At 30.7% G+C, this 25,620-nt stretch carries 26 protein-coding genes and 3 pseudogenes; 7 read left to right on the top strand and 22 right to left on the bottom strand.

Annotated elements, in window-relative coordinates; genetic code table 11:
• Positions 1-36 precede the first annotated feature (36 nt).
• Entirely contained in the window at positions 37-927 is an 891-nt protein-coding gene (locus tag GOQ27_RS13090; RefSeq protein WP_203367325.1) for a LysR family transcriptional regulator, read from the bottom strand.
• Between the two features lie 123 nt (positions 928-1,050).
• Between GOQ27_RS13090 and GOQ27_RS13095 the strand changes: the two genes are divergently transcribed.
• Positions 1,051-2,070 (top strand): YeiH family protein, encoded by a 1,020-nt coding sequence (locus GOQ27_RS13095; protein ID WP_203367326.1) that lies wholly within the window; start codon positions 1,051-1,053, stop codon positions 2,068-2,070.
• A gap of 4 nt (positions 2,071-2,074) precedes the next feature.
• On the opposite strand, the gene GOQ27_RS13100 is transcribed toward GOQ27_RS13095, so the two are convergent.
• The 14 genes and pseudogenes from GOQ27_RS13100 to putP form a co-directional block, all read right to left on the bottom strand.
• A complete protein-coding gene (locus GOQ27_RS13100; RefSeq protein ID WP_203367327.1) occupies positions 2,075-2,212 on the bottom strand; it encodes a hypothetical protein in 138 nt (45 codons plus the stop codon).
• 101 nt (positions 2,213-2,313) lie between these two features.
• On the bottom strand, positions 2,314-3,678 hold the full coding sequence (locus GOQ27_RS17540) for an MBL fold metallo-hydrolase (protein ID WP_203367328.1): 1,365 nt from the start codon (positions 3,676-3,678) through the stop codon (positions 2,314-2,316).
• Positions 3,679-3,833: 155 nt separating this feature from the next.
• A complete protein-coding gene (locus GOQ27_RS13110) occupies positions 3,834-4,427 on the bottom strand; it encodes a class I SAM-dependent methyltransferase (protein ID WP_203367329.1) in 594 nt (197 codons plus the stop codon).
• A complete protein-coding gene (locus GOQ27_RS13115) occupies positions 4,427-4,975 on the bottom strand; it encodes an ECF transporter S component (protein WP_203367330.1) in 549 nt (182 codons plus the stop codon). Before GOQ27_RS13115 ends, GOQ27_RS13110 begins: the two co-directional genes overlap by 1 nt.
• A 13-nt stretch (positions 4,976-4,988) precedes the next feature.
• On the bottom strand, positions 4,989-5,321 hold the full coding sequence (locus GOQ27_RS13120; protein WP_484477128.1) for a hydrogenase maturation nickel metallochaperone HypA: 333 nt from the start codon (positions 5,319-5,321) through the stop codon (positions 4,989-4,991).
• A 55-nt stretch (positions 5,322-5,376) separates the two neighbouring features.
• Positions 5,377-6,294 carry a DUF5692 family protein gene (locus GOQ27_RS13125; protein ID WP_203367332.1) on the bottom strand — a complete coding sequence of 306 codons (918 nt, stop codon included), beginning with the start codon at positions 6,292-6,294 and terminating at the stop codon, positions 5,377-5,379.
• A 110-nt stretch (positions 6,295-6,404) separates the two neighbouring features.
• On the bottom strand, positions 6,405-9,098 hold the full coding sequence (locus GOQ27_RS13130) for an FAD-dependent oxidoreductase (RefSeq protein WP_203367333.1): 2,694 nt from the start codon (positions 9,096-9,098) through the stop codon (positions 6,405-6,407).
• Positions 9,099-9,134: 36 nt separating this feature from the next.
• The gene (gene hypB, locus GOQ27_RS13135; protein WP_203367334.1) at positions 9,135-9,806 is read right to left on the bottom strand and encodes a hydrogenase nickel incorporation protein HypB; all 672 of its coding nucleotides are present in this window, start codon (positions 9,804-9,806) and stop codon (positions 9,135-9,137) included.
• A 293-nt stretch (positions 9,807-10,099) separates the two neighbouring features.
• The gene (locus GOQ27_RS13140; RefSeq protein WP_252187844.1) at positions 10,100-11,353 is read right to left on the bottom strand and encodes an FAD-dependent oxidoreductase; all 1,254 of its coding nucleotides are present in this window, start codon (positions 11,351-11,353) and stop codon (positions 10,100-10,102) included.
• A complete protein-coding gene (locus GOQ27_RS13145) occupies positions 11,346-12,410 on the bottom strand; it encodes a helix-turn-helix domain-containing protein (protein ID WP_203367336.1) in 1,065 nt (354 codons plus the stop codon). The genes GOQ27_RS13140 and GOQ27_RS13145 overlap by 8 nt, the downstream gene beginning before the upstream one ends.
• A 225-nt stretch (positions 12,411-12,635) precedes the next feature.
• On the bottom strand, positions 12,636-13,187 hold the full coding sequence (locus GOQ27_RS13150; protein ID WP_213018403.1) for a DUF305 domain-containing protein: 552 nt from the start codon (positions 13,185-13,187) through the stop codon (positions 12,636-12,638).
• Between the two features lie 76 nt (positions 13,188-13,263).
• A complete protein-coding gene (locus GOQ27_RS13155; RefSeq protein ID WP_203367337.1) occupies positions 13,264-13,425 on the bottom strand; it encodes a DUF1540 domain-containing protein in 162 nt (53 codons plus the stop codon).
• 106 nt (positions 13,426-13,531) lie between these two features.
• Positions 13,532-13,675 (bottom strand): annotated as a pseudogene (locus GOQ27_RS17545) (MetQ/NlpA family ABC transporter substrate-binding protein); the annotation flags it as partial.
• 149 nt (positions 13,676-13,824) lie between these two features.
• A complete protein-coding gene (gene putP, locus GOQ27_RS13165) occupies positions 13,825-15,306 on the bottom strand; it encodes a sodium/proline symporter PutP (protein WP_203367338.1) in 1,482 nt (493 codons plus the stop codon).
• 291 nt (positions 15,307-15,597) lie between these two features.
• Here putP and GOQ27_RS13170 point away from each other — a divergent pair, with 291 nt between their 5' ends.
• From GOQ27_RS13170 to GOQ27_RS13180, 3 genes are all read left to right on the top strand, one after another.
• On the top strand, positions 15,598-16,188 hold the full coding sequence (locus tag GOQ27_RS13170) for a cupin domain-containing protein (protein ID WP_484477129.1): 591 nt from the start codon (positions 15,598-15,600) through the stop codon (positions 16,186-16,188).
• A 103-nt stretch (positions 16,189-16,291) separates the two neighbouring features.
• Entirely contained in the window at positions 16,292-16,456 is a 165-nt protein-coding gene (locus tag GOQ27_RS13175) for a hypothetical protein (RefSeq protein WP_203367339.1), read from the top strand.
• Positions 16,457-16,584: 128 nt separating this feature from the next.
• Positions 16,585-18,288 carry an oleate hydratase gene (locus GOQ27_RS13180; protein ID WP_203367340.1) on the top strand — a complete coding sequence of 568 codons (1,704 nt, stop codon included), beginning with the start codon at positions 16,585-16,587 and terminating at the stop codon, positions 18,286-18,288.
• A 269-nt stretch (positions 18,289-18,557) separates the two neighbouring features.
• Here GOQ27_RS13180 and GOQ27_RS13185 read toward each other — a convergent pair whose 3' ends face one another.
• Positions 18,558-19,124 carry a TetR/AcrR family transcriptional regulator gene (locus GOQ27_RS13185; RefSeq protein ID WP_207751314.1) on the bottom strand — a complete coding sequence of 189 codons (567 nt, stop codon included), beginning with the start codon at positions 19,122-19,124 and terminating at the stop codon, positions 18,558-18,560.
• A 610-nt stretch (positions 19,125-19,734) separates the two neighbouring features.
• Between GOQ27_RS13185 and GOQ27_RS17550 the strand changes: the two are divergent.
• Positions 19,735-19,827 (top strand): annotated as a pseudogene (locus tag GOQ27_RS17550) (multicopper oxidase domain-containing protein); the annotation flags it as partial.
• Positions 19,828-19,857: 30 nt separating this feature from the next.
• Positions 19,858-20,310 carry a multicopper oxidase domain-containing protein gene (locus GOQ27_RS13195; RefSeq protein ID WP_203367341.1) on the top strand — a complete coding sequence of 151 codons (453 nt, stop codon included), beginning with the start codon at positions 19,858-19,860 and terminating at the stop codon, positions 20,308-20,310.
• 164 nt (positions 20,311-20,474) lie between these two features.
• Here GOQ27_RS13195 and GOQ27_RS13200 read toward each other — a convergent pair whose 3' ends face one another.
• The 5 genes and pseudogenes from GOQ27_RS13200 to GOQ27_RS13220 form a co-directional block, all read right to left on the bottom strand.
• A complete protein-coding gene (locus GOQ27_RS13200) occupies positions 20,475-20,822 on the bottom strand; it encodes a four-helix bundle copper-binding protein (RefSeq protein WP_203367342.1) in 348 nt (115 codons plus the stop codon).
• 221 nt (positions 20,823-21,043) lie between these two features.
• Positions 21,044-21,361 (bottom strand): annotated as a pseudogene (locus GOQ27_RS13205) (peroxiredoxin family protein); the annotation flags it as partial.
• 184 nt (positions 21,362-21,545) lie between these two features.
• Positions 21,546-22,091, bottom strand: coding sequence for a glutathione peroxidase (locus tag GOQ27_RS13210; RefSeq protein ID WP_203367344.1), 546 nt, complete (start codon positions 22,089-22,091; stop codon positions 21,546-21,548).
• Between the two features lie 116 nt (positions 22,092-22,207).
• Complete coding sequence (locus GOQ27_RS13215; protein ID WP_203367345.1) at positions 22,208-22,639, bottom strand: MarR family winged helix-turn-helix transcriptional regulator; 432 nt, start codon at positions 22,637-22,639, stop codon at positions 22,208-22,210.
• Between the two features lie 126 nt (positions 22,640-22,765).
• On the bottom strand, positions 22,766-23,608 hold the full coding sequence (locus tag GOQ27_RS13220; RefSeq protein WP_203367346.1) for a nitroreductase family protein: 843 nt from the start codon (positions 23,606-23,608) through the stop codon (positions 22,766-22,768).
• A 343-nt stretch (positions 23,609-23,951) separates the two neighbouring features.
• Here GOQ27_RS13220 and GOQ27_RS13225 point away from each other — a divergent pair, with 343 nt between their 5' ends.
• The gene (locus GOQ27_RS13225) at positions 23,952-24,869 is read left to right on the top strand and encodes an AEC family transporter (protein ID WP_203367347.1); all 918 of its coding nucleotides are present in this window, start codon (positions 23,952-23,954) and stop codon (positions 24,867-24,869) included.
• A gap of 109 nt (positions 24,870-24,978) precedes the next feature.
• On the opposite strand, the gene GOQ27_RS13230 is transcribed toward GOQ27_RS13225, so the two are convergent.
• A complete protein-coding gene (locus GOQ27_RS13230) occupies positions 24,979-25,452 on the bottom strand; it encodes a flavodoxin family protein (protein ID WP_203367348.1) in 474 nt (157 codons plus the stop codon).
• Between the last annotated feature and the right edge of the window lie 168 nt (positions 25,453-25,620).

The raw sequence follows: 25,620 nt of genomic DNA on the forward strand, positions 1-25,620 counted from the left end.
AGTATAAATAAACAATTGTTTATTTATACTCATTTTTTAATTTATATTTTTTTGAAAAAAGGAATAGAATATATCCATTTCTTCTTTAATTAATTCATTTTTTAAATGAATAAAATTAAATTCTCTTTTTACAATAAAGTCAGATACTTTAATCTCTGCTAGTTGGTTATTTTTTATTTCCTCATTTACAGAATCTTTATATAAAAAACTAATACCTACTCCCTTTTTCACCATGTTTTTCATAGCATTCACATTACCTATTTCAATAGTATTTTTAAAGTTTTCAAGGGTGAAGTTCCTATCAAATAGTCCCCTCTCTAATATTTCTCTAGACCCCGAACCCTTTTCCCTTATTATTACTGTTTCATTTTTTAAATCCTCCAAAGATACTACTTCTTTACTAGCCAAGGGATGAGTAATAGGTGCTGTTAATATAAAATCAGCAATTTTACATAGTTTGCTTTCATACTCTGCTTTATTAAATAAACCTTCAACTAGTGCAAAATGTACTTCTCCGTTATTTAACATTTTTAGAGCAGTCTTAGTATTATCAACATACATAGTTATATCATATTTATTAAACTCATTTATAAAATCATTGAGAATTGGTGAAAGAGTAAATTCCCCTATTGTTAAAGTGGCTGCAAATTTTAGCCTTTTACTTTTTTTACTTATTTCCTTTAGCTTTTGGGCTATAATATTATCATTTGTCTTTGCATTCTGAAAATGTTTATAAAGAAGTTCTCCACCCTTTGTAAGTTTTAATTCTTTATTTGAATAATTAAAGAACTTACACTCATATTTCTTCTGAAGATATTGAATATGCTGAGTTACAGCAGGTTGAGATATAAAAAGTTCTTCTGATGCTTTAGTATAACTTTTATATTTACATACTGATAAAAATGACTCCACTCTAGAATCTAACATTTTATTTCCTCCAACTATTAAAATATTTATAAGTATATATTATAGATATATAAGTATTTATAATTAGATTTTATGGTAAATAGATGGTAGAATCAAGTGTAAAATTAAAAAGGAGTTGAGTTTATGGCATTCATCAAAAAAAACATGGGAGGAATATTCCTTTCTGCTATTCTTGCAACCTTATCAATCTTTATAAGTAGATTTGTTCCATATCATATAATAAGTGCAGGAGTTTTTGCATTATTAATTGGTATGGTTCTAAATCCTGTAATTTCAACACAAAATATTTTTATTGAAGGTCTTAGTTTTACCTCAAAGAAAATATTACGGCTTGCAATTATACTTATGGGATTTACCCTTAGTTTTTCCCAAGTATTAGAGGTTGGTAAATTCTCATTAATTGTTATGGTATTCACTCTTTTTACAGCCTTTGGAGGTGGATATCTAGTAGGTAAGCTTTTTAAAATGAATTGGAAGTTATCTGGACTTATATCTGCTGGTACAGGAATATGTGGTGGATCTGCTATTGCTGCTATTTCCCCGGTAATTGACGCAGAGGATAGTGATATAGCTTATGCAATCTCAGCTACATTTATTTTTGATATTATCATGGTTATTCTTTTCCCAATAATGGGTAAGTACTTTGAAATGAGTAATTTAGGATATGGTCTATGGACAGGAACTGCAGTTAATGATACCTCATCAGTAGTAGCAGCTGGATATGCTTTTTCTGATGTAGCTGGTAACTTTTCTGTTATAGTAAAACTAACTCGAACTTTATCTATTGTGCCCGTGGTCATCATATTTTCTTTTATCAATGAAAGACTTATGAAAAAATCAAATAATGAAAATATTAATATAGATACTAAAGTGAACATTAAAAAGATTTTTCCATGGTTTATACTTATGTTTCTAGGAATGGTTTCTATTAAAAGTACAGGATTAGTCTCAGATGATGTTAGTCAATATGTTTCTAATACAAGTAAATTTTTAATGGTTATGGCTCTAGGAGCAATAGGTCTAAAAACAAACTTTAAACATCTTTCTAAGTCAGGACTGGCTCCTATGTTCCATGGTTTTATTATTTCTTCTATGGTGGTTATAGTTTCTTTTTTAGTACAAATAGTTTTAAAACAAGTTTAAAAGATTATTCTTGTAAAGTCTTATTGATCTTAGTTAACTGTTTTCTAGCCTGGAATAACTCAACTAATATAAATAAGAAAACTATAACGATGGCTCTACCCATAGCTTGACTTTTTGTTTTATGAGAGAACTCTTTAATCAATCGATTTAAAATATATCCTCTGAATAGTAATTCTTAAGCTAATCCAACAAAAATCCTCCCAGGCATCAGCTTAAGAGGATCTAATAATATATTAACTTATATTACTTATTTAGAAGTGTTTTAAGAGTTTGAATGCCTCCAGAAATAACTTGAGGATCATATCCTTTACTCTTTATAAAAGATGCTGCAATAGTAGATCTTTCTCCTGTCCTACAAAGAACGTATATAGTCTTATTTGAAGGTATTTCTTCCCAATCTTTATAAAGGTTTTGAAGAGGAATATTCATTCTATTTTTAGAAGGATCTTCTTCTTCAAGCTCATTGTTTTTTCTAACATCTAGTAGTATATAATCCTCATTTTCATTAGCAATCTCTATATATTTTTCTGCAGTTATAGTTTGAAGTGTTTCTAAATCTTTGCCTATACTTTCCCACTGGCTGATTCCATTAGCCACAAATCCTTTAATCTTTTCAAATCCCATACGTCTACTAAACCAATATAAATCTTTCAACTTTTCTTCTTCATTATCATCAATTATAAATGCAATCGGTGTATCAGGGTGTAGTACAGAACCCATATAACTTGAAATGTTTTCTCTAATAAAGTAAATAGACCCTGGAATATGACCTCCAAAATAAGCCTCTTTAGATCTAGTATCTATCAAAGTAAGGTCTTTATCACTTTTTTCAATTTCTTCAAGCCACAATGATTTTAATAGAACTTCTTCACCTACAAATTCTGCCCCTTTAACATTACATTCTTCAATTCTCTCAAAATAACGAGGTTTCAATCTCATCCGAGCAAACCCTTCAATGAATTCTTCTTTAGATCTTACTTGAAGTTCACTGTTATTTGCTTTTTCATAACCTAAAGTAGTATAGGGCCTTTCATCTATAGTATCTCCACAGGCAGATCCTGCTCCATGAGCTGGAAAAATTAATACTTCATCTCCCAGGGGGATTAATTTATTAAATATACTATCATATAATAAACCTGTCATTTTCTCTAAATTTTCTTCTCCATAAAAGTCTGTTCTTCCTAAGTCCCCCATAAATAAACAATCTCCAGTAAAAATCATATAAGGTTTTTCATGATTTTCTTCATAGAGACCATAACTCATATGTCCTAAAGTATGACCGGGGGTATGAATCCCTTTGATTGTAAGACTTCCCACCTTTATTGTGTCTCCATCGTATAGTTTTTCACCGTATACATGTCCTAAATCTTCGTGCCCTGAAATATAGACTTTAGCATCAGTTTTCTCTTGTATTTCTAAAGAACCAACAATATAATCCTCATTTCGATGAGTTTCAAATACATATTTAATGTTCATTCCAGCTTTTCTTGCCTCTTCTAGATAAATTCCTATATCTCTCCGTGGATCAATAACAGCCATTTCTTTTCCGTCTCCTATTAAATAAGAAAAATGAGCTAATCCTTCTGTTTTTATTTGTTTGAAAAACACAGAATAACCTCCTATAATTTAACTTTATATTATATTTAATTCTATTATTTGATACCCTAATTTAAGGTTTTTAAATCAATATTGATTTTAAAAAAAGACTTCATTCCCTATTTTAAGGGTAATAAAGTCTTTTTTACTCTATAATCATTAATTAGTTATTTAAGTCCTATAATTACAAACATTTCTTCATTATCAATTTCTTTTACCACCTTTAATCCTGCTTCCAAGAAATATTCTATTATGATTTCCATTTTAGGTAAATTGTCTTCTTTAACTGTATCCTCTGCCTTTTTATGAAGATTATTGATAGTTTCTCTACTCTTAGAATGACAAATGGTAAGTTTTCCGCCCACTTTCAATTTTTGTGAAAGTTTAACTATTGCTTCTCTTTTTCTAGATTGAAAATGAGGAAACATGGAATAGCAGATGACATGGTCATAACTATTCTGATCTTCATTAGTTTCTAGGACATCTCCACATTTAAAGATAATATTTTCATACTTATTTTTTTGTCGGGCAACCTCTATCATTTTTTCAGATACATCTATTGCCTTTATATACCCTGAATTAGTGACTTGCTGATACAAACTGGGGATAAGCACACCCGTACCTGTACCTACATCTAATATATGACTTCCAGTATCGATATCAATTAAATCCAATATAAATTCAACTTTCTTCATATCGTGTTTACAAATTTCATCCCAATCCTTTGCTACCTTATTAAAAAAATCCTTTTGTTCTTTCATTAAATACATCCATCCGATTGTTGAGATTCACTTCTACTTTTATATTTTTTTATTGAAATAATAATTACAGGTATAAAGATCAACTGAATCATTATTCCTGGGATGCCCTTAATAACTGCCCCTTGTATAAAAATAATAGGACTTGGTAGTTCAGCCATAAAAAAGGTTGCCAATATCCATACCATCATTCCAGCCATAATCCGACCAAATAACATGCTAGTAATAAGTGATACATAAATATTCATATTATATTTTTTAGAAAGCAAGCTTATTATAGCACCATAAGTGGCAAGTTCAACAGCCATGAAAGGTAGTACTGGAAAAATTGGTGGCATACCCGTCAATAAAGAACTTAATAATGGTGTTAGTACACCCACTGCCACCGCAAATGGTATATTTAGAAAAAATCCTCCAATCAATACAGGGATGTGCATAGGCAAAAACATAGAACCTCCCCCACCAATAGTATGGAATACTATTGGTAACACCAATCCCAATGCTATAAATACAGATGATAATATTAGTTTTTTTGTCATTTGATTTTTCATAATAACCTCTCTTTCAACAAGCAATTATTTCTTTAATTAAAAACTCTTTTCCGCTAAGTAATTCCCATTCATCACTACTGCAGTTCGGACATTGACTGTGGCTCTTGATCAAATTAAAAACCTTATAACAGTTATTACATCTACCATTCCCTGGTAGTATCTCAATTTTCAACTTAGTATCCTGCATAAGAGTCCCATCAACAGCTGCTGGATAACAAGCTTCAATATATCTAGGTATCATTGAAGATAGCTCCCCAATCTGAAGAACCAATGTATCAATTTTTTTGACCCCATTTTTTTTTGCAAAATCTTCAACAGTTTTAACTACTTTAATCACAACACCCAATTCATGCAAATTACCTCACCCCTACTTCAAAGTTTAACTATAACCATTAGCAACTCTAATTTGCCATATGCTTTGATTTTTCGTATCCTTTAGTATCGGTCCAAATCTCATCATTTAACGGATTAAGACGATATTTTACAATTCGATATAATTGCCAAATAGCAAGAAGAGCATTAGATGTTAAAGCTAACAAAGCAAGGGTCCAGTTGGCTGTAGGATTGTAACTCAAAGCTACTCTAAAAGCACTATCTGTTCCTGCAAAGAAATATGGGAAGGTCATTACCCATATCATCCATACTGACAAAGTATGTGCGCGATTTTGTATCCAGGTCCCTTTTGCCCAAAATAGTGCAGGAATAATTGGTGCTATATTCAGTGCAAAACCTGAATAAAAAGCATTTCCCGGTGCACATGAATACACATATGAAATATTCCAAAAAGCATAGGCTATGACATACATAGTGGTCTGATCTGGCCATACCATATCCTTACGTTTACCTGTCCTTCTATAGATACCAAACCACCCACATATTAATATTATGCTAAGAATACCTGCTGAAGCATTAACATAGTTCCAGCCACCAGAGATATAATTCACACCATCAACCATCCCATTAAATCCTTCTAATCCAACTTGAAATTCTCTTATTACTGCTTCCAAGATATTTAATCCTAATATAATTGGAACTAAAGTAAGATACCATTTATGCTTCTTATGAAAATTAGTAAATCTTATAACCATAAATATGATACTTCCTGCAACAGCGGAGTATACTTTAATCCAAGTAAACCAAGATGTAATTTCACTTCCACTATTTAACCAAACTGGAGTAAGTATCACCGGCAGTACCATAAAAATAGCAATACTCCCCCATTTACTTGCTCGTATAAATTCATTTATCCCTATAAGAATACCTAAAACTACTAACCATATAATTGCATTATACCACGGCATTGCTTCAAAGAAAAACATTTAAAATCCCCCTTTTGGATAATTAATTTAAATAACAATGTTAGGACCAGCTATACCATGTTCATTACTAATAAACCACTGGTCCTTCCATTGTCACCTCCCCTTAACAATTAACTTTTCTTAGAAAATGCACCCAAAGATTTTTTGACTTTTTTAACTGTAATTCTTCCTTTACGCTTAATTGCACTCTTAACAATAATAGGCTTAAGTTTTTCAAGAGGTACGCTTTCAGCATTATATTTTCTAACAAGTGAAATAGCATCGAACTTACATCTAGTTGTACATGCACCACATCCTACACACATGTATTCATCAACAGTTGTAGCCCCACAACCAAGACAACGTTCTGTTTCTAGCTTAACTTGATTTTCTGTAAAAGTCCTACGCAAGTCCTTGAAAGATTTTTTAGATTTGGCATCATCAGTATGACTTGCTTTTTGTCTTGGAGTACGGTCATATCCTTCAAATATCAAATTTTCTTTATCAAATACATGATAGGTTCTGTTGTCACGACCAATGACTAAACTCTGACCAGGTTGAACATATCGATGTATTGAAATAGCAGCTTCTTTACCCTGAGCAATGGCATCAATAGCAAAATTAGGACCAGTCATTGCATCTCCCCCTGCAAATATATCCGGATCTCCTGTCTGAAGGGTAAATGAATCTACCTTTATTGTCTTGTTTAGATTCAATTCTATTTTGCTATCTTCTAGTAAATTTCCCCAGTCCATTGCTTGACCTACTGAAATTAAAACATTATTTGTTTTAACAATCGTGGTTTCATTGTCATCAAATACAGGATTAAATTTCCCATTTTCATCAAAAACTGAAAGGCATTTCTTAAATTCTATACCAATAACTTGATTTTCTTCTGTGATAATACGAACTGGGCCCCAAGAGTTATTAATTCCAACTTCTTCTGACAATGCTTCTTCAATTTCTTCTTCAAGAGCTGGCATTTCTTCTCGGCTTTCAAGACAGAATATATCAACTTTTGAAGGACCAATCCTTGTAGCTGTTCTTGCAACATCAATGGCAACATTTCCTCCACCGATTACAACAACATCTCCTTCAAGTTTTATGTCCCTACCTAAATTAACATCTCGTAAGAAGTTAACACCAGTAAGAACTCCTTGGGCATCTTCACCTTCTATACCAAGATTTCTACCTGCTTGAGCACCGATTGCAAGATAAAATGCTTCATATCCTTCTCTTCTTAAGTCTTTTAGGGTTATATCTTTACCAACTTCAACTCCTGTTTTGAATTCTACGCCTAAATCTTTTAAAATATCAATCTCTGCATTTACTACATCCTTTTCCAACCTATAGGATGGAATACCAAGGGTCAACATACCTCCAAGGGCTTTTTGTTTTTCAAATACTGTAACCTTATATCCATCAATAGCTAAATAATAAGCACAAGATAGCCCGGAAGGACCAGCACCAATAATAGCAATTTTATTTCCATATTCATGTCTCAATTTTGGTACATAGCGGTTATCTATATTTAAGTCTTGTTCTGCTATGAATTTTTTGATTTCATCGATAGCAATCGGATCATCAATGTCACCTCTTGTACAATCAGATTCACATTTTCTTGGACATATACGTCCACATACTGCTGGAAAAGGATTTTCATGTTTGATAAGTTCTAAAGCTTCATTATATCTTCCTTGAGAAGCTAATTTTATATAACCTTGAACGGAAATATGTGCTGGACACTGTGTTTTACAAGGACTTGTTCCAGTTTCAACAACATTTTCTCTATTAATACGATAATCAGGATTCCATTTATCTGGCCCCCACTCTGTATTAGATGGAAAATCTTCTCGCTTATTTTCAATTTTTGGTGTCTTAGTACATAATTTTTGACCTAATTTCAATGCATTTACAGGACAAATCTCAACACATTCACCGCAACCAACACACATATCTTCATCTATTTGTGAAACATAGTTTGATCTTACCATATCAGTGTTCAAGAACATTCCTGCAATCCTCATAGCAAAACAAGAACAACCACAGCAGTTACAAATTGCATGAGTTTCTCCAGGACCATCTGTATTTGGTATACTATGCATCAAACCATTTTCCTCAGCTTTTTTAATAATTTCAAAAGCTTCTTCCCGGGTAATCTCACGGCCTCTACCTGTCCGTATATAATATTCAGCAGCATGCCCCATTTGTATACACATATCTTCCTTCAAATGACCGCAACCTTCCCCCATAGATTCTCTTGAAGTACGGCAAGAACAGTCTGAAACTGAGAATATAGTGTTCTCATTGAGATATTTAGATACTTCCTCATAGGAGGCCCTTCTAGTTTCACCCTCAATAGCTGTTTCAATAGGGATAACACGCATAGGTCCTGTTCCTACAGGAAAAATACCTGCCGCCATTGGACCTTTTCTCTTTCCATAATCATCAAAGGCCTTAGCTATTTGTGGATACTTTTTCACATTTTCCTTGTTGTTAGCCATCATTTCCATATGTCCTGGAACCCAAATGTCATGCCAGTATTTATCAGTACCATCAATTTTGTTGACAAAGGCAACACCTGCAACTGCTAATTCCCATAGAAGTTTAGCTGTTACCTCTAAAGGCTTACCACACTCAAATGCAATTTCTTCTGCACTCTTCGGTTTACGTAATTCAAGACAAAGTGCTACTTCTGCCATTTCTTCTGAAACAACAGGCTCTAAAATTTTGTATTCTGGATGTTCCGGCTTAATTTCTGATTTTGTACCACGTTTTGTCCTACTAATCTTATTTGCAAGATCCAATACTCTTTCATTTACCATTCCCTTAGCCCTCCCCCATAAATCATTACAACGGTATTACTTTTCATTCCAATTTTTAACTTCTGAACGTACCCAATCTGCCCACTCATCAATACCTTCACCTGTTCTTGCAGAGATAGGAATAATCCTAATATTAGGATTTAGTTTTTTTACGCGATTTTTAACTGCCTCTAAGTCAAAATCAAAATAATCTATTGCATCAATTTTATTAATCAATAAAACATCCACAATCGAGAACATCAAAGGATATTTTAATGGTTTATCATCGCCTTCGGGTACACTAAGTATCATAGCGTTTTTTGATGCTCCTGTATCGAATTCTGCAGGACAAACTAAGTTACCTACATTCTCTAAAATAGCAAAATCCACATCTTCAATACCTAATCCTACAAGGCCCTGTTTAGTCATATCAGCATCCAAATGACACATTCCACCTGTGTGTAGTTGGATGACCTTTGCTCCGGTCTCTGCAACCTTATGGGCATCTACATCCGAATCAATGTCCGCTTCTAACACCCCAATACGCATATCTGATTTCAACTCTTCAATAGTTTTAAGAACTGTTGTTGTCTTTCCTGAACCTGGTGAAGACATCAGGTTCAATAAAAAGGTCTTATCCCTTTTCAATTCATCCCTAAGTAAATTTGCTTGAAGATTATTGTCTTCAAAAACACTTTCCTTGATTTCAAGTACTTTAAAAGTATCCATTATCTTCTCCCCCTCTATCAACATTTAAAATTAATATAATTCCAATATTGTTATTATTTTGTCAACTTTATTTTATTTAAAAAACAAATAACTGTCAAAGAAAGATAAACGTTGATATTTCAATGCTTTAAGTATTAAACTTTCAAGTATAGTTTACACTCTAAGTTTGAGATAGAATGCATAAATACTACTTTTTGATATTTTTTTAACAATTAAAATTGTAAATACAACTTGAAAGTAAAAAATCTTGAAATCAAAAAAAATCTCCTTAAAGGAGACCTTGAAGAAGATTTTTAAAAATAACGTTTAATTAAATGTTTCGCATAGCAGATACAATTATTCATAGAAAGTGTACTCATGATTTCTCCTGCAAAAAAAATATTATTTTTTCCTTGTATAGCTGCCATCTTATTATAAAAGCCATCCTGTAATTCACGGGTATCTACATATGGACAATGATGCCAGAGTTTTGCTTGATAAAGCCTTGGATTGCATACACCCAATTTTAATAAGTCTTTTTTTATAATTTCAAAATTAGATTCTTTCGAGTTGTTTAAAGGACTATATGCATAAACTATTATCATCTCTTCACCATTACTCACATCCCATCTAGAGTCCCATAAAATCATATGTCCATTTTTATAATTATACAAATTTTCAAGAATACAACCACAACCTCTGGGAACATTCTTTCCAATTATGGCATAAACATTAAAGGATTGATACTTTATTACACTTAAATGTTCCATCATTCCCTCTCCCATAATGGAAAGATGGTCATATTGTTCTAAAGGAGCAGTGATTATTATCTGATCGAATTCAAGGGTTTCAAATGGTGTTTGAACCCACAAATTTTCATTCTTTGATAAGAAAATATTTGTTACTTTTTGTCCAAAACGAATGTCCTTTATCTCCTCTATTAAGTACTTAATCAAAGAAGAAACACCATCTTTCCATGTGAGGAACTCTGGTAATTCCATAAATGACATCAAATTCTTATCATTTAAAATTCTTAGTACGTAAAGTGCTGGAACTTCATTAATATCTCCTAAGCCAAATATTGTAAAATACTGAATATAAATAGTTTTTAAAACATTAAAATTATGTAAATCACACCACTCTGAAAAAGGAAGCATCAATGATACTTCAATATCATGTATAAAAATATCATCTAGTGAGGGATAGTGAGCTAATACTTTAGGTAATCTATCCAGTTCTTTAAGAAAATCTCCCAGGGCTACCTTTGGTATGGGCATGATTTTATGGCCATTGGAATCATAATTAATTCTAGATAATTTTGGCCCATCAGTTTTTATATGAAGCTCTTTCATTAGTGATTTAAGGTATATCTGAGAAGGTAACCCAAAAATTGCACCCAACTCATAGGATCTTCCATTGTAGTAAATCGTGTGCAATTTCCCCCCCAATCGTTCTTCCTTTTCAAAAATCGTGACATTTTTATATCCTTTTTTTTGTAACTCCGAAGCTGCGACAAGGCCTGTAAGTCCACCACCTATAATAGCCACTTTGTTATTTAATTTATCCATCTTTATCACCTCCCCTAGAAACATTAAGTAAAGCCTGAATCCAAAGGGGTAACGTATCTAAATCAGCATTATTTTCAGCAGCTCTCTTAAGAACAACTTCAGCAGGTGTCTTTCCTGCATTCTTACCATTAGAAATTACACTTGTAAAATTATAATTTCTTACAAATTTATTGAGTTCTCGCTCTACCTTAAAAAAAGAGTCTAGAGCAGAGTTTTTAGTAATCTTGTTATAAAACTCATTCATTAAATATTCATTAAACACCTTCATATCATTCCATAGAGTATCCTTCTCAGAAGAGACAAAATAATGATTAATATTAAGATCTTCTATAATTTCTTTATATTTATTGCCTTTAACAAAGTAAGGAAAAAAGATTTTCGTCCTTTCACTTACTAGATTTTTAATGCTTAGATTAAATGTCTTCAAGAGATAAACAAGTTTAAGTTCAAAAAAATTCCAAATATCAATATCCTGTTTTTTATTGTATAGTTTTACCACTACCCATTTTGATGTAGTATCATAAAAGCTATACTGATATATTTTGCCAATCCTATCAAATGTGCCCATAAAATCAATGCGCTGAGTTACTAAAAACCCTGGATAAATTTCTTTCATCCTATCAAAACATATTGTACTCTCTCTATGTTTTCGTCGTGATTTGATCTGCATATCTTTATTCTCGGAATAGTCCATCCGCTGTTCCTTTCTTGATAGCTTGTATCTTCTTAAGACATTATAAATACCTGACTCCCCAATCTCAAACCCTTCCGCCATTAACTCATAATATATCCGTTTAGGTCCATCCTCTGGGTGTCTTGCAACATATAACAAAATCTCTTGCTCAATGACTTCATCTACCTTGTTAGGCATCTGGGGTTTCTGTGGTTCTTTTATTTCCAAACCCATCATACCGTTTTTCTGATAAGCTCTTTTCCATTTATAATATGTCATCCGGGAAATTCCAAATAACTTACAAGTATGGGTCACATTCTTCTCTTTTAAAGCATGTTTTAAAATTATATACTTAGTATGTGCATTAAAAACTCCAGCTTTCATAAAAAAGTGTCCCCCTTATCATTGCTATTATTTTATAATGGTTAACAAGGTGAAATAAATATAGTCATTAAAATATAATATTAACCATATTTTATCATATTAACTTAGAAGTAAATATAAAATACCTATTGTTTTCTTTTATAATTTTCAAAAAAAATTCTCCCAAACATAAGTCTGAGAGAAAATATAATATACTATTAAATTAAATTAAACTAACTCTTAATCTTAATCCTTATCTTCAAGATCTTCAATTAATTTCTTCATCTCATCAATTTCCTTCCGCTGTGCCTTTATTATCTCGTCTGCAAGTTTACGAACTCTTGGATCTGATATTTGAGCCCGTTCACTGGTTAATATTGCAATGGAATGATGTGGTATCATCGCTTCCATATAATCAGTATCATCAACGAGAGTTTGACTACGTAATAAGAATAGTGAAATAAGAAATACGGTTATACTCCCTGCAAGAATTCCTATATTTAACTTACGATTCTTTAGCATATGAAGCATAAATCCAAGCATAATTATAGCCATTGTAGCCCCCATTAAAAGTGCCATATAAGCTCTAGTTTCGCTGAAAAATACATGCTCAACTTTAAATGTACTCCAATATTTAAAAATAAACATAACAATAGTAGATGTTACAATCATTCCAGCAAATTTAGCATAATTTTTCATGATATCCTCTCCTTCTTCTGTTGTTTTCTTAGTCATTATATACCCAGTTGATTTTTCAATATTCCTAAAATTATTTATTATAGTATTCCAACCAAACATCCATATTTCTTTTTTTCTTTGCTGATAGCAAATAAAAACCTACTGGTTATTATTAAACCAGTAGGTATATTGCTAATTACTTCCCAACTTCAAAACTTCCACAATCAGTAGCCTCTACAGAGTTAGCTCTATCATGATGCTTAACAACGTTAATATGATCCAAGCTACAAAAAGAATCCTCTTTTGCATGATATTTACACTCATTTACTGTACAACCAATACTTTTATTAATTTTCATATATTTCACCTCCAAATAAAATTCATATATAGTTTAATCCTTTTTGAAGTCTATTATGCAAATTAAATCCTATATATTTATATAGCTAAAAGGAATTATTTATTATTTAAAATGCCGGTACTACATTACCTTTACATACTTTATTAATAACATCTTTTGTTGCTTGTTCTTGGTATGCCTCTATCAATCTTTTAAGAACTTTATTATCTTTATACGCTTCCTTAACAGCAGTTATATTGATATAAGGTTTTGCATTATCACTACTTACATCTTCATTGAATTTTTTAGAGTCCCTAAATAATAAAGATTATTATTTTATATAACTTAATATATAATATTAGGGAATGTCAAGCCTTTGCTATGAGACAATATTAAACATATTTTATTTTCTATATATTATTAACTTTTACTTCTCACCACAGATTCAAATTCCTGTTGAATATCTTTGGATGGCTCTTTACCTAAAAGACTTACTACTACAATTATTATACAAGATAGAAAGAAACCAGGAATCATTTCATATAATTCAAAGATTCCACCTGATAATTTACCCCATATGAATACTGTAACTCCCCCTATAATCATACCAGCTATTGCACTCGCCTTTGTCATCCTCTTCCAGAATAATGAGAATAAAACCACTGGTCCAAAAGCTGCTCCAAATCCAGCCCAAGCATTGGCAACAATATCTAGTACAGAACTTTCTGGATTTAATGCAATAATATATGCAATAAGGGCTATTGCTAAAACTGTAATTCTACTTATCATTAAAAGTTGATTTTGAGATGCATTTTTATTTATTAAAGGTTTATAAAGATCCTCAGAAAAAGCTGATGAAGTAACTAACAATTGTGAATCGGCAGTGCTCATAATTGCAGCTAATACTGCAGATAAAAATACACCTGCTATAATTGATGTAAGTAAATCATCAATCAAGACCATGAATACTTGTTCAGAGTCTACTAATACTTCAGGAATGATTACCCTTCCTACTATACCAACCAATATAGCTGCTCCTAAACTTATTATCACCCAACTCATAGCAATTCTTTTTGATTTTTTAATTTTCGAAACTGATTTTATAGCCATAAAACGTACTAAAATATGAGGTTGTCCAAAATATCCTAAACACCAAGCAAAAGATGACAAGATTGCTAACAATCCTAGAGTATTACCATTTTCATCTGTAAGTGGATTTAAAAACTCTGCATTTAAACTCCTAATGCTATCCAAAGTAGCAAAGGGTCCTCCATTTACTATAATACCTACAGCGGGTACCGCTACTATAGCAATAAACATCACAATTCCTTGGATAAAATCAGTAGTACTAACTGCCATAAATCCCCCCAAAAATGTATATCCTACTATAACAATAGCTCCTATAGTAAGGGCTAATGTATAATCTAATCCAAATACTGTAGAGAAGAGTTTTCCTCCGGCTACAAGCCCTGATGCTGTATAAATTGAAAAGTAAAAAACAATAATTATAGAAGATACAATTCTTAAAATATTCTGATCATCTCTAAATCTATTTCCAAAGTAAGAGGAAAGGGTCAATGAATTTCCCGCTATTTCTGTATACTTTCTAAGTCTCGTAGCCACAAACTGCCAGTTTAAAAATGTACCTACTGCCAGTCCTAATGCAATCCATATTGTACTCAAACCTGAAAGATATGCTGCTCCTGGAAGTCCCAGTAAAAGCCAACCACTCATATCAGAGGCTTGAGCACTCATTGCAGTTACCCAACTTCCCAGACCCCTTCCTCCTAATACATAATCAGATAAATCTGTTGTTTTCTTATAATAATAAATACCTATCCCTAACATAAGTCCTAAATATAATATAAAAGCTACCAATATTGCAAAACTATTACCTAACATAAATTCTCTCCTTTAAAATTTTTTATCAAAGTAAATATTGTCTTTCAGACTCTATTCACTATAAAGTAAACATTACATTTTTTTACTCATGGAGTGTGCTCACAAATGTTAACATAATGTAATAATTATAAAGTATACCGACTATTCATACCTTTGTCAACTATTTGTGATGTAAAGTATGAAAAACTGCTAGGCTTTTAAGGTTAACAGGTTTCATTAAGTACTATTCTGATGGTTCAAAATTTTTGCATTCACTTTCTCTACTCCAAAGCATATTATAATAAAAAGCCTATGAAAGGAATGAACAATATGTACAACGATTATAAACCTTATCCATGTCCATACTACATTAATAGACCAATGTATAATCACCATAATATGTATAATTTTTATAAAAGATATCCATACCCATACTGGCTCAATACACCAATGTATGACTCAGACTCCTGGGAAGAGTATAGTAACTTAATGGACTATGGACCAGAGCCTTTTGTAATTAATATTGAAAAAGCTACTAAACAAAATAATAATTTCCGTACTGCTCTATGGACAGGAACCCATTTACAACTTACCTTAATGAGTATAGATGTTGGAGAAGACATAGGTTTAGAGATTCATCCCGATCTTGATCAGTTTCTCCGTATTGAAGAAGGTGAAGGACTGGTTATAATGGGTGATAGAAAAGATAATTTGGACTTCCAAGAAAAAGTTTATGATGATTACATCTTCATCATACCTGCTGGTAAATGGCACAATTTAATAAATACAGGCTGTAAACCAATTAAATTATACTCTATATATGCTCCACCTCAACATCCCTATGGTACGGTGCATAGGACTAAAAAAGAGGCTGAAGAAGCTGAGGAAAACTATAACCACTAGTATAAAAAAGGAATAAAAAATAGTGTTCTATCATGATTGAACGCTATTTTTTATTCCTTTTACAACATCTATTATATTATCTCTTATAATATCTACTACTTCATTGAAAAAATGTAGATATCCAGCTAAGTATACTGTAGATATTGTAAAGTTTCCATTAGTTATACTACTAGATCCAATGAATTATACCAGAAGTAATTTTGGGACGAGTAGAATGATGTATATGAGAAGTAATTGGATTAAAGGTAATTGTTTAATATATATATAACTACACAAATAAAAGGCTTTGTTCCAAATTTACACAATTGAACTATTTTGATTATTTACTATCTTTTTTTTAGAATATATTATTTAAGTATACTAAAATTCTTAAATTAAAGGAGGATTAATTAAATTTTGAGAAATTATGAAAGAATTAACACTTTAAAACCTAAAGGAATTGAGAATAAAAAAGCATATTTAATTGGTGGAGGTATCGCTTCATTAGCTGCTGCCGAATACTTAATCCGTGATGGTCATATGGAAGGTAAAAATATTACTATTTTAGAACAAGATGATATTATCGGTGGTGCTTTGGATGGATCTGGAAATGCAGAAGATGGATATGTTGCTCGTGGTGGCAGAGAAATGGAAGAACATTATGAATGTATGTGGGATTTATTTGGAGAAGTACCATCATTAGAAAATCCTAAAAGAACTGTTTTAGATGAATTTAGAGAGTTAAACATTGATGATCCTAACTATTCTAATTGCCGTGCTGTTGCTAAACGTGGAGAAAAACTTGATTTTTCAAGTCTTGGATTAGCTGAAAATCATGTTAAACAACTTACTAAGTTATTTCTTGTAACAGAAGATTCTTTAGGAACAATTACTGTTGAACAATTTTTCGATGATTCATTCTTAGAAACTGATATGTGGTTATATTGGAGAACTATGTTTGCATTTGAAACTTGGCACAGTGTCGTAGAAATGAAACGTTATATGCATCGTTTTATTCACCACATCCCAGGAATGAGTAGAATGAAAGGTTTAGTATTTACTAAATATAATCAATACGATTCAATGGTTCTTCCACTTAAAAAATGGCTAGAATCACAAGGTGTAATATTTGACCTAAATACACAAGTAGTTGATTTAGATATAGATATAACCACAGATAAAAAAACTGTTACTGGAATTCATTTAACTCGTAATGGTGAAAAACAAGAAGTTATTAAAACTACTGAAAATGATTTAGTATTCTTCACTAATGGATCTATGACTGAGAATTCTACATATGGAAGCATGGATAAAGCACCTATATTAGATAAAAGTGAAGGTGGATGCTGGAGTCTATGGAAGAAAATAGCTGAAAAAGATACTTCATTTGGAAACCCAGAAGTATTTTGTGGTGATATTGATAAAAGCAAGTGGGAGTCATATACAATCACATCTAAGGGTCCTAAAATGAGAAAACTTATCGAGAAATTTGCTGAACGTAAAATAGCTCCACATAAAACTGTAACAGGGGGAATAATAACGATTAAAGACTCAAGCTGGTTATTAAGTGTTACTGTTAATAGACAACCCCAGTTTATTGATCAGCCTGATGACGTAATAGTACTTTGGGCATATGCTTTATTCCCTGATAAGAAAGGTGATTTCATTAAAAAGAAAATGAGTGACTGTACAGGTAGAGAATTATTACAAGAACTTTTATATCATTTAGGTATTGATGAAAAAGATATGCATGAATATATTGATACATCAATTGTAATTCCTGTTATGATGCCTTATATCACAAGTCAATTTATGCCTCGTGTCAAAGAAGATAGACCACAAGTTGTACCTGAAGGTAGCACAAACCTTGCATTTTTAGGTCAATTTACAGAAATTGAAGGTGATTGTGTATTTACTGTTGAATATTCAGTTCGTTCTGCTATGATAGCTGTATATACTTTGCTTGGACTTGATAAAAATCCACCTGAAATATATCCTAGTCAATATGATATACGTGTTATAGCTGATGCAGTTAAAACTTTAAATAGTGGAAGACCATTGCCAGCTGAACCAATCATTAAAAAGTTATTAAATAATACAACTTTAGAAGGTTTAATATAAATATGTTTTTTTGTTAAAAACATAAAAAAATCTATACTTTTTGTGTAAGAAGTATAGTACTTGTCCTCCTTAGCTAATATTATGATAATAAATCAAAGCTAAGGAGGATTTATTATGAATATATTATCAATAGCCAAGCTAAATATTTAATCTATGAGGGTAGTATCTAGTCAGCTGAAGATGTTTCAAGGGAAAATATACCTGTAAATACCTAAATAAGATCAAGTTATAAATCAATTTCAATTGGAAATTTGTACAATTACACAAAATTATTTACATACTTTCAATTTATCATATTTTAATAATGCTCTATAGATTTCTCCACTTATTATTTTATCAAGATTATTGACAATTTCTTCAATATCTTCGATCATATTATTCTTTATCCAATCGATTATTATACCTACCAAAGCAATTTTATAAAAGTTAGTTACATATCTTTTATCTTTATCTGATACTTTTAACTCTTTTGCTAGCTCATTTACAACTTCTAAAATAATATTGAATGATTCATTATATAAATGATTTTCTAAAATGTCTCTATCAATAGAATTATAAGTGTTTAATACCATTTTTTTATTCTCATGCAAATATTTGAATATTTCCAAAAATCCTTTTTGCCATGACGAATATGTCTTGTTTTCACCAAGGACTTCTTTAAGTTCAGTTTTAAAAATCCATTCTAAAAGATCATAGATGTCATTAAAATAATAGTATAATGTACGTCTATTTAATCCACATTCTCTAACAATATCATTAACTGTGATTTTGGCTAGTGGTTTTGTTTGCATTTGTTTTTTTAATGACTTAGCTAATGCTTTTTTAGTAATCTGCATTATATATTTCACTCCTTATATAATATAGTTTATATCAATCGTTTTTATCTGCCAATGCTTTAGAATCTATTTAGTCCGTATGTTCTATAATTTTTTCTAACATAGCTAAAACATCTAGACACTTTGATATATATTATGGAGTGTTTAATATGACTAATTTCTAGTTTAATGACATAAGCCTAAATGAGCTTTTCTTGTACTCTAAATTGACTTGATATTTCTCTTTGCTAATTTTCACTATAAACCTCTGATATCCTGACTCCTAATCTTCTTATTATTATAAGGGCGGATATCACCCTTGAACCGAGTGATGTAAGAGAGAAAAGCATACTATAGCAATTAAAGTAAACTAAATAGTATATTTTATCCTGTTCATATTTTCATGTAAAATTTTGCTATTTTAAATAACTACTGAAGATTCAAATGTAGCTAATTTCTCTAACTTCCTATATTTCAGTTTTAGATAAATTATTAAGTTATATAATTAGATAACTTGAATTATAGCATAGGAGAAATGAGTCTAACATTTTTATCTAGAAGCAAAACCAATAAAACATAATATATTATCTAATCTAACCCTCGAAGCATTAGGATATAATGGCACTACACCTATAAATTTCAATGTTGGCAGGCAGGTACATTTTTTTATTATTCCTCTGAAACCTTCCAAGTATCGCAGGGTTTGATAGGTGCATTCGTCGTGGTCCCTAAAGAAGAAGATATCCTCCCTGAAATGATACCCTACCATGACTATGTTATGCTTATCCAGCAGTGGGAAGTTCCACAGCCTGAATTAGGAAAAGTCTTTCCAGGAACATATAAACCTAATAAATTTGATCGGAATCCAAATTTCTTCACTATAAATGGAAAGGCCTTTCCATATAACACACCTCTTTACTTTAAGTATGGTGAAAAAATTCGATTAAGATTTATTACCAAAACAAGCACATCTCACTCCATGCATTTACATGGCCATGTTTTTCGCATTGTATCTGTAGATGGATTCCCAAGACCTGGATGTTGGGACGACACTGTTCATATTGCATCGGGTAAAAGAATAGAAGTTGAATTGATAGCTAACAATCCTGGCATTTGGCCATTAAATGGCACAAAAACCTTCCACCAGTCAAATAATGGGAAAGTACCTGGTGGCATGATTACAAAAGTAATATATGTAAATGAATAATATAAAAGACACTTAAATAATTTATCTTATATAGCTCTTTCTTGATTATTGTAGCTATTTTCCTCTAGATCATGATAATCAAAAACACCCTGTTATTTTATTTGCCAAATTTACTGACTTTTATAACAGGGTTACTTTTTGTATACTTTTTACACTTTTTAAAATTACATTGCAACCATTTTTCTACATTCTTCAGCACACATACGACAAATATCCTCGCATTTTTGACAGTGGTCATCTTTGAACATAGCACATTCTTCTGCACACTTATCACAAATTTTAGCACATAATTCACAATGCTCCTTAGAAAATTGTCCACTCATTGACATCATTGCTACTGACATTTGGCACATCATAGCACATTCAATTAGTATGCTAACACAGTTTTTTCTTGCATTTAAATCCGGTTCATTAAGACATTCATTAAAACACTCATAACATGCCTGTGTACATTTTGTACAAGCATCTATACATGCTTGAAATTGATCAGTTTTTTTTGTTACCACACCCATCATCAACACTCCTTTAGCTAGTTTTTTTTCAGTTGTATTATTTGTTTTAATGAAAGTTTTTATACCTAACCTTAATAAAGTCTTTCTTAAATCCCTAACAAAAATATCCCTCAAACCTTAGTCTGAGGGAACAAAACATACTTAAATATTAATTAAAATCCTTGAAAACCTTTAATATCAGTCTATTTCTTACCTATCAAGAAAACTGTATTAAATTAATTTTACAGTTTATCTATAAGCTCAAATATTTCGGAATTTTCAGGGATATCCTTCATAGAGTGTCCATAATGTATATATCTTAATACTCCTTCTTTATCTACTAACATCTGCGCTGGCATTCTTCCTAGCTTAAATAAATTAATCTTTTGTCCATATAATTTAAGTACAGATTGTTTTTCATCAGGAACACCATAAAATTTAAAATTATTCTCCTCCCAATAGTCCTTAAACTTCTTTGCATTTTCAGGCCCAATTGCAACTATTTTAGTATCTTTTTCTAAAAACTTATTATATCCTTGATGCAACTGCATCATATGCTTTCTGCAAAATGGTCAAACAAATCCCCTATTTAATACAATCAATATATTACTCTCTCATAAAATCAGAAAGCTTAAATTTATTCCCTTTATAATCTTCAATCTCAAAATCTGGTGCTTTTGTGTTTAATTCTATACTAGCTATTTCTATCATCTCCTCAGTTTCTTAGTTTTTCACTATTATATGCTATATTTCTTTTTTAATATATGGCTCTAACTCCATAGGAGATATAGCAGATTCAAATCGTTTTACAATATTTCCATTTTTATCAACTAAGAATTTTGTAAAGTTCCATCTAATGGAATTGCCCGTAGTGAATTCTGGAAACTTTTCCTTAAGTATTGCATCCAAAATTTTATTTGATGAGTTTTTCATATCTAATCCGTCAAAAGTAGTACTTTCTTTTAAATATTTGAATAGAGGATGAGCAAACTTTCCATTAACCTTTATTTTTTCAAAAATTGGAAAGGTAACTCCATATTGTAAATCACAGAAAGACTTAATATCTGCACTATTTCCTGGTTCTTGCTCCATAAATTGATTACAAGGAAAACCTAGAATTTCTAAACCCTGTGAATGATATTTGTCATAAAGTTTCTGTAAGTCCTCATATTGCGGAGTAAAATCACATTTACTAGCAGTATTCACTATAATGATAACCTTCCCCTTATAATCTTGCAAAGATACTGGATTCCCATTAATATCATTTGCTGTGAAATCATAAATATTCATTGTTTAATTCCTCCATTTGTATAATTTAAATTAGAAATATATATGTTGATTTATGTAAATTTAATTTAACTCAATCAATTAGTGCTAAATATAGAGTTTCCTTTTAAGAACAAACTCTATTTAATATTTTTTAGAAGGCTATCTAAATATTTTTTTAAAGATACAAGATTATCTTCTTCATCTTTAAATTCACAATATATTTTTTCAGGAACTTCAATTATTTTTTCTCTTAAGTCCCTTCCTTCTTTTGTTAATTCAACAGTTACAACTCGATCATCTTCTTTATTTCTATATTTAATTATTAATCCCTTAGACTCTAATTTTTTTAACACAGGAGTAAGAGTTCCTGAATCTAAATATAATTTTTTGCCTAATTCTTTAAATATAATTTTTTCTTCTTCCCATATGACCATCATGGTAATATATTGTGTATAAGTTAAATTAAATTCCTTTAATAGAGGTTTATACATTTTAATAACTTCTCTAGATAGTGCATATAATGAAAAGCAAAGCTGATTTTCTAGTTTTAGAGCATCATATTTTCCCATAATTACTCTCCTTAATTTTGATTGGTGTAAATTAAATTTGTATAAACTGATTATATTTTAATAATAGAACATTGTCAATAGAAAAAAATACTTGGGGGACCTTCCCCCAAGTTTACATATCCTATTTTATTCTTTAACCCAAGAAAAGACATATTCCATATGTTCAGGCAATTCTAATTCTGGCTCACGTGTTGCATCAAAATAACCTTTTATCATCTTTTCTTTGACAGCAAAATCAAAGTGGACTGCAGCAATTCCCATATCTACTCTTTGAATATCATATGGAAATCTATCACTGTATCCAGGTTCTTTATACTCATAAAAATGGCATACATTATCTTTTACTATAACTCTCCAGGGCTGTTTATTTGATGCTGATGGTCCTAAACGAACCATTTCTAAAGGAAATTCCAACTCTCCTGCTTCTTTTTTTGTCAGAGGTGATTGAAAATCATCTTTATAAAACAGTTGATCCCATTCTTTACGCTGATCTGCTTTAATCATTTTTCTCATTGCAATTTCTTTGAGATGCTTTTTCGTAGCAGCATATCCATAAGGTGTTATGATTGGAAATATTTCATCTTCTCCTATATTCATAGCCTTTGCGAATCCTTTACGATTAAATGTCCCACCTAACCAACAGGTTCCAAGATCGAGATGAGCTAAATAGAGGATGACTGCTTCAAGTTCATATCCAAGTGCTTCTAATCCCATTGGTTCTAATTTAATGGTTGTTCCTATATATTGCTTAGCACCTTTAATAACACCATAAGTTCCAAGCTTTTGTTCATTTTTCATGTCTCCATGATCAAGATAATGAAAGTTCACTTTTTTCCCAAAAGGATTATCTAAAGAATCTACAAAGGATTCAATTGCCTTTCTTTTATCTGCTTCAACCTCTTGTTCTTTATAATTTCTTACGCTGTATCGTTTTGTTACTGCTTCTTCTATTGAAAAATCAATATTCACTGACATTTCTCCTTTCAATGATAACTACTTCTTGATTTAAATGTATAATACATTAATCTTATATTGTATACCCAAAAGAATTATTTATAAAACATAAAGCAGTAGGGACGGTTCGGGACCAGTGAAAAAGTCCCCTGCTTCACTCTTCAATAAATAATATTAATTTTTAATCTTATATTATTTTATTTTCCGTTTTTTAATCAATATAATATTTCCCCTTTTTTATTCAACTTAATTGTATCAAATCATATTTCTTAATTAAAGGCAGGATTCTGGTAACATAATAAAGCTTTATTACATAAAATAATTACTATCTAAACAAGAGAGGAGGATTCTCCTTAAGATGCCAGCTATCATAGAAAATGTTATTTCTTTGTTTATCATAATATTAGTAGGAGTTTATGGAAATAAGAAAAATATAATTACTGAAGAAATAAACAAAGCATTGATCAATATACTCATTCAAATTGCATTGCCTTTTATGATTCTTTCTTCTTTCATTTATACCTATGATGATGCAATTAAATCTAATGTTACAAAGACATTTTACTATACTATTATAGCCTATGTAATAATGATAATTACTTCTTACATAATGCTATTACCTATAAAAAATGATAAAAAAATAATACTACATTTTGCTAATATATTCACTAATACTGGCTATGTAGGTTTTCCAATACTAAATTCTATCTATGGTCCTGAAGGAGTTATCTATGGATCTATATTTAATATGTTTTTTGTAATACTCCTATGGACCTATGGAATTATATTATTTAAAGGTAGTCTTGAAAGGAAGAAATTAAAAAGTGAGCTAAAAAAAATACTTTTAAATCCATCTATTATTGCTGTGTGTATAGGTATCATAATAATGATGTTTGACCTTCAATTACCTAATGCTTTATTATCTAGTATAAAAAATATTGGAAGTATTACTGGTCCTTTATCCATGATTATTATAGGAGTTATACTCTCAAATACAAAAATCAAGAAATATATAGGAGACTGGACATTATATTATGGAGTAACCATTAAGCTAATAATTATACCTACTATCATGTACTTATTCTCTTTGGTTATTGGAGTTAGTTCTAAACCAATAACCACAATAATAATTATGAGTGCCTTGCCAGCTGCTGCAATGACTGCCATACTAGCAGAAAGTTTTAATAAAGAAAAAGAATATGCAGCAGTTATTGTATCTGTAACTACATTGCTTTCTTTAATTACATTGACTATACTATTAAAATTCATTTTATAGCGATAGATTAATAAAATAGGCACCTTAAGACTTAAGTCTTAAGGTGCTTATAGTTAGTTTAGAAAACAATATAAAGTTTAAATAGATTTTATATTATATTAGACTATTATCAAAGACTATTTCTCTTTAGTATATCAGTTATAAATTTCTCTGCTTTTCTAAAGTCTTGATCATTGGGATGTCCTTGAGATAGTTTTCCCATAAAATCAAAGATTTTATTGTTAGTAAATTCTTCTGCTATAAAGCTTCCTTTACAAGCAAAACTACCTTTATTTATTGCTCCTTTTAACACTAACCTTTTTATTAGTTTATTATTATAAAACTTCATTCCAACTCCGCTAGTTGAGAACACAAAAACATTTTTATCTTTTAAACTCAAATTATCTACAAGTTTAAATATCTTTGGTGACATACTCTCTCTATATACTCCCGACCCAAATCCTATCAACTTATAGTTTTTTATATTAATATCATTAATATTCTTTATCTTAATTAAATCCGCACCAATTTTCTCGGCAAACAGCTTTGCAATTTTTTCAGTATTATTCTTATAATCAGAATAATATATAATGGCAGATTTCATTGATCATTCCTCCTTATCTAATAATTTACCATGAATTTTCAAATGTATTTAAAGCTTTTTTTGAATTCACGTAATAACTTACTTTACTATTTCTAATAATTTATTTTAATTATATAATATTTTTATTAAATAGTGCGATAATTTATAAACTTAATCGTATATATAATA

Source organism: Anaeromonas frigoriresistens (assembly GCF_016820655.1).
GTDB lineage: Bacteria > Bacillota > Clostridia > Tissierellales > SIT17 > Anaeromonas > Anaeromonas frigoriresistens.

Coding starts and splice junctions, on each gene's coding strand:
- GOQ27_RS13110 (WP_203367329.1), bottom strand. CDS start 4,427: ATGAAAGAACAAAAGGATTTTTTTAATAAGGTAGCAAAGGATTGGGAT.
- GOQ27_RS13195 (WP_203367341.1), top strand. CDS start 19,858: ATGATACCCTACCATGACTATGTTATGCTTATCCAGCAGTGGGAAGTT.
- hypB (WP_203367334.1), bottom strand. CDS start 9,806: ATGGATACTTTTAAAGTACTTGAAATCAAGGAAAGTGTTTTTGAAGAC.
- GOQ27_RS13170 (WP_484477129.1), top strand. CDS start 15,598: ATGAAAGGAATGAACAATATGTACAACGATTATAAACCTTATCCATGT.
- GOQ27_RS13230 (WP_203367348.1), bottom strand. CDS start 25,452: ATGAAATCTGCCATTATATATTATTCTGATTATAAGAATAATACTGAA.
- GOQ27_RS13215 (WP_203367345.1), bottom strand. CDS start 22,639: ATGGGAAAATATGATGCTCTAAAACTAGAAAATCAGCTTTGCTTTTCA.
- GOQ27_RS13150 (WP_213018403.1), bottom strand. CDS start 13,187: ATGTTTGGTTGGAATACTATAATAAATAATTTTAGGAATATTGAAAAA.
- GOQ27_RS13115 (WP_203367330.1), bottom strand. CDS start 4,975: ATGAAAAATCAAATGACAAAAAAACTAATATTATCATCTGTATTTATA.
- GOQ27_RS13095 (WP_203367326.1), top strand. CDS start 1,051: ATGGCATTCATCAAAAAAAACATGGGAGGAATATTCCTTTCTGCTATT.
- GOQ27_RS13145 (WP_203367336.1), bottom strand. CDS start 12,410: ATGAAAGCTGGAGTTTTTAATGCACATACTAAGTATATAATTTTAAAA.
- putP (WP_203367338.1), bottom strand. CDS start 15,306: ATGTTAGGTAATAGTTTTGCAATATTGGTAGCTTTTATATTATATTTA.
- GOQ27_RS13155 (WP_203367337.1), bottom strand. CDS start 13,425: ATGAAAATTAATAAAAGTATTGGTTGTACAGTAAATGAGTGTAAATAT.
- GOQ27_RS13130 (WP_203367333.1), bottom strand. CDS start 9,098: ATGGTAAATGAAAGAGTATTGGATCTTGCAAATAAGATTAGTAGGACA.
- GOQ27_RS13090 (WP_203367325.1), bottom strand. CDS start 927: ATGTTAGATTCTAGAGTGGAGTCATTTTTATCAGTATGTAAATATAAA.
- GOQ27_RS13140 (WP_252187844.1), bottom strand. CDS start 11,353: ATGGATAAATTAAATAACAAAGTGGCTATTATAGGTGGTGGACTTACA.
- GOQ27_RS13185 (WP_207751314.1), bottom strand. CDS start 19,124: ATGCAGATTACTAAAAAAGCATTAGCTAAGTCATTAAAAAAACAAATG.
- GOQ27_RS13210 (WP_203367344.1), bottom strand. CDS start 22,091: ATGAATATTTATGATTTCACAGCAAATGATATTAATGGGAATCCAGTA.
- GOQ27_RS13125 (WP_203367332.1), bottom strand. CDS start 6,294: ATGTTTTTCTTTGAAGCAATGCCGTGGTATAATGCAATTATATGGTTA.
- GOQ27_RS13225 (WP_203367347.1), top strand. CDS start 23,952: ATGCCAGCTATCATAGAAAATGTTATTTCTTTGTTTATCATAATATTA.
- GOQ27_RS13200 (WP_203367342.1), bottom strand. CDS start 20,822: ATGGGTGTGGTAACAAAAAAAACTGATCAATTTCAAGCATGTATAGAT.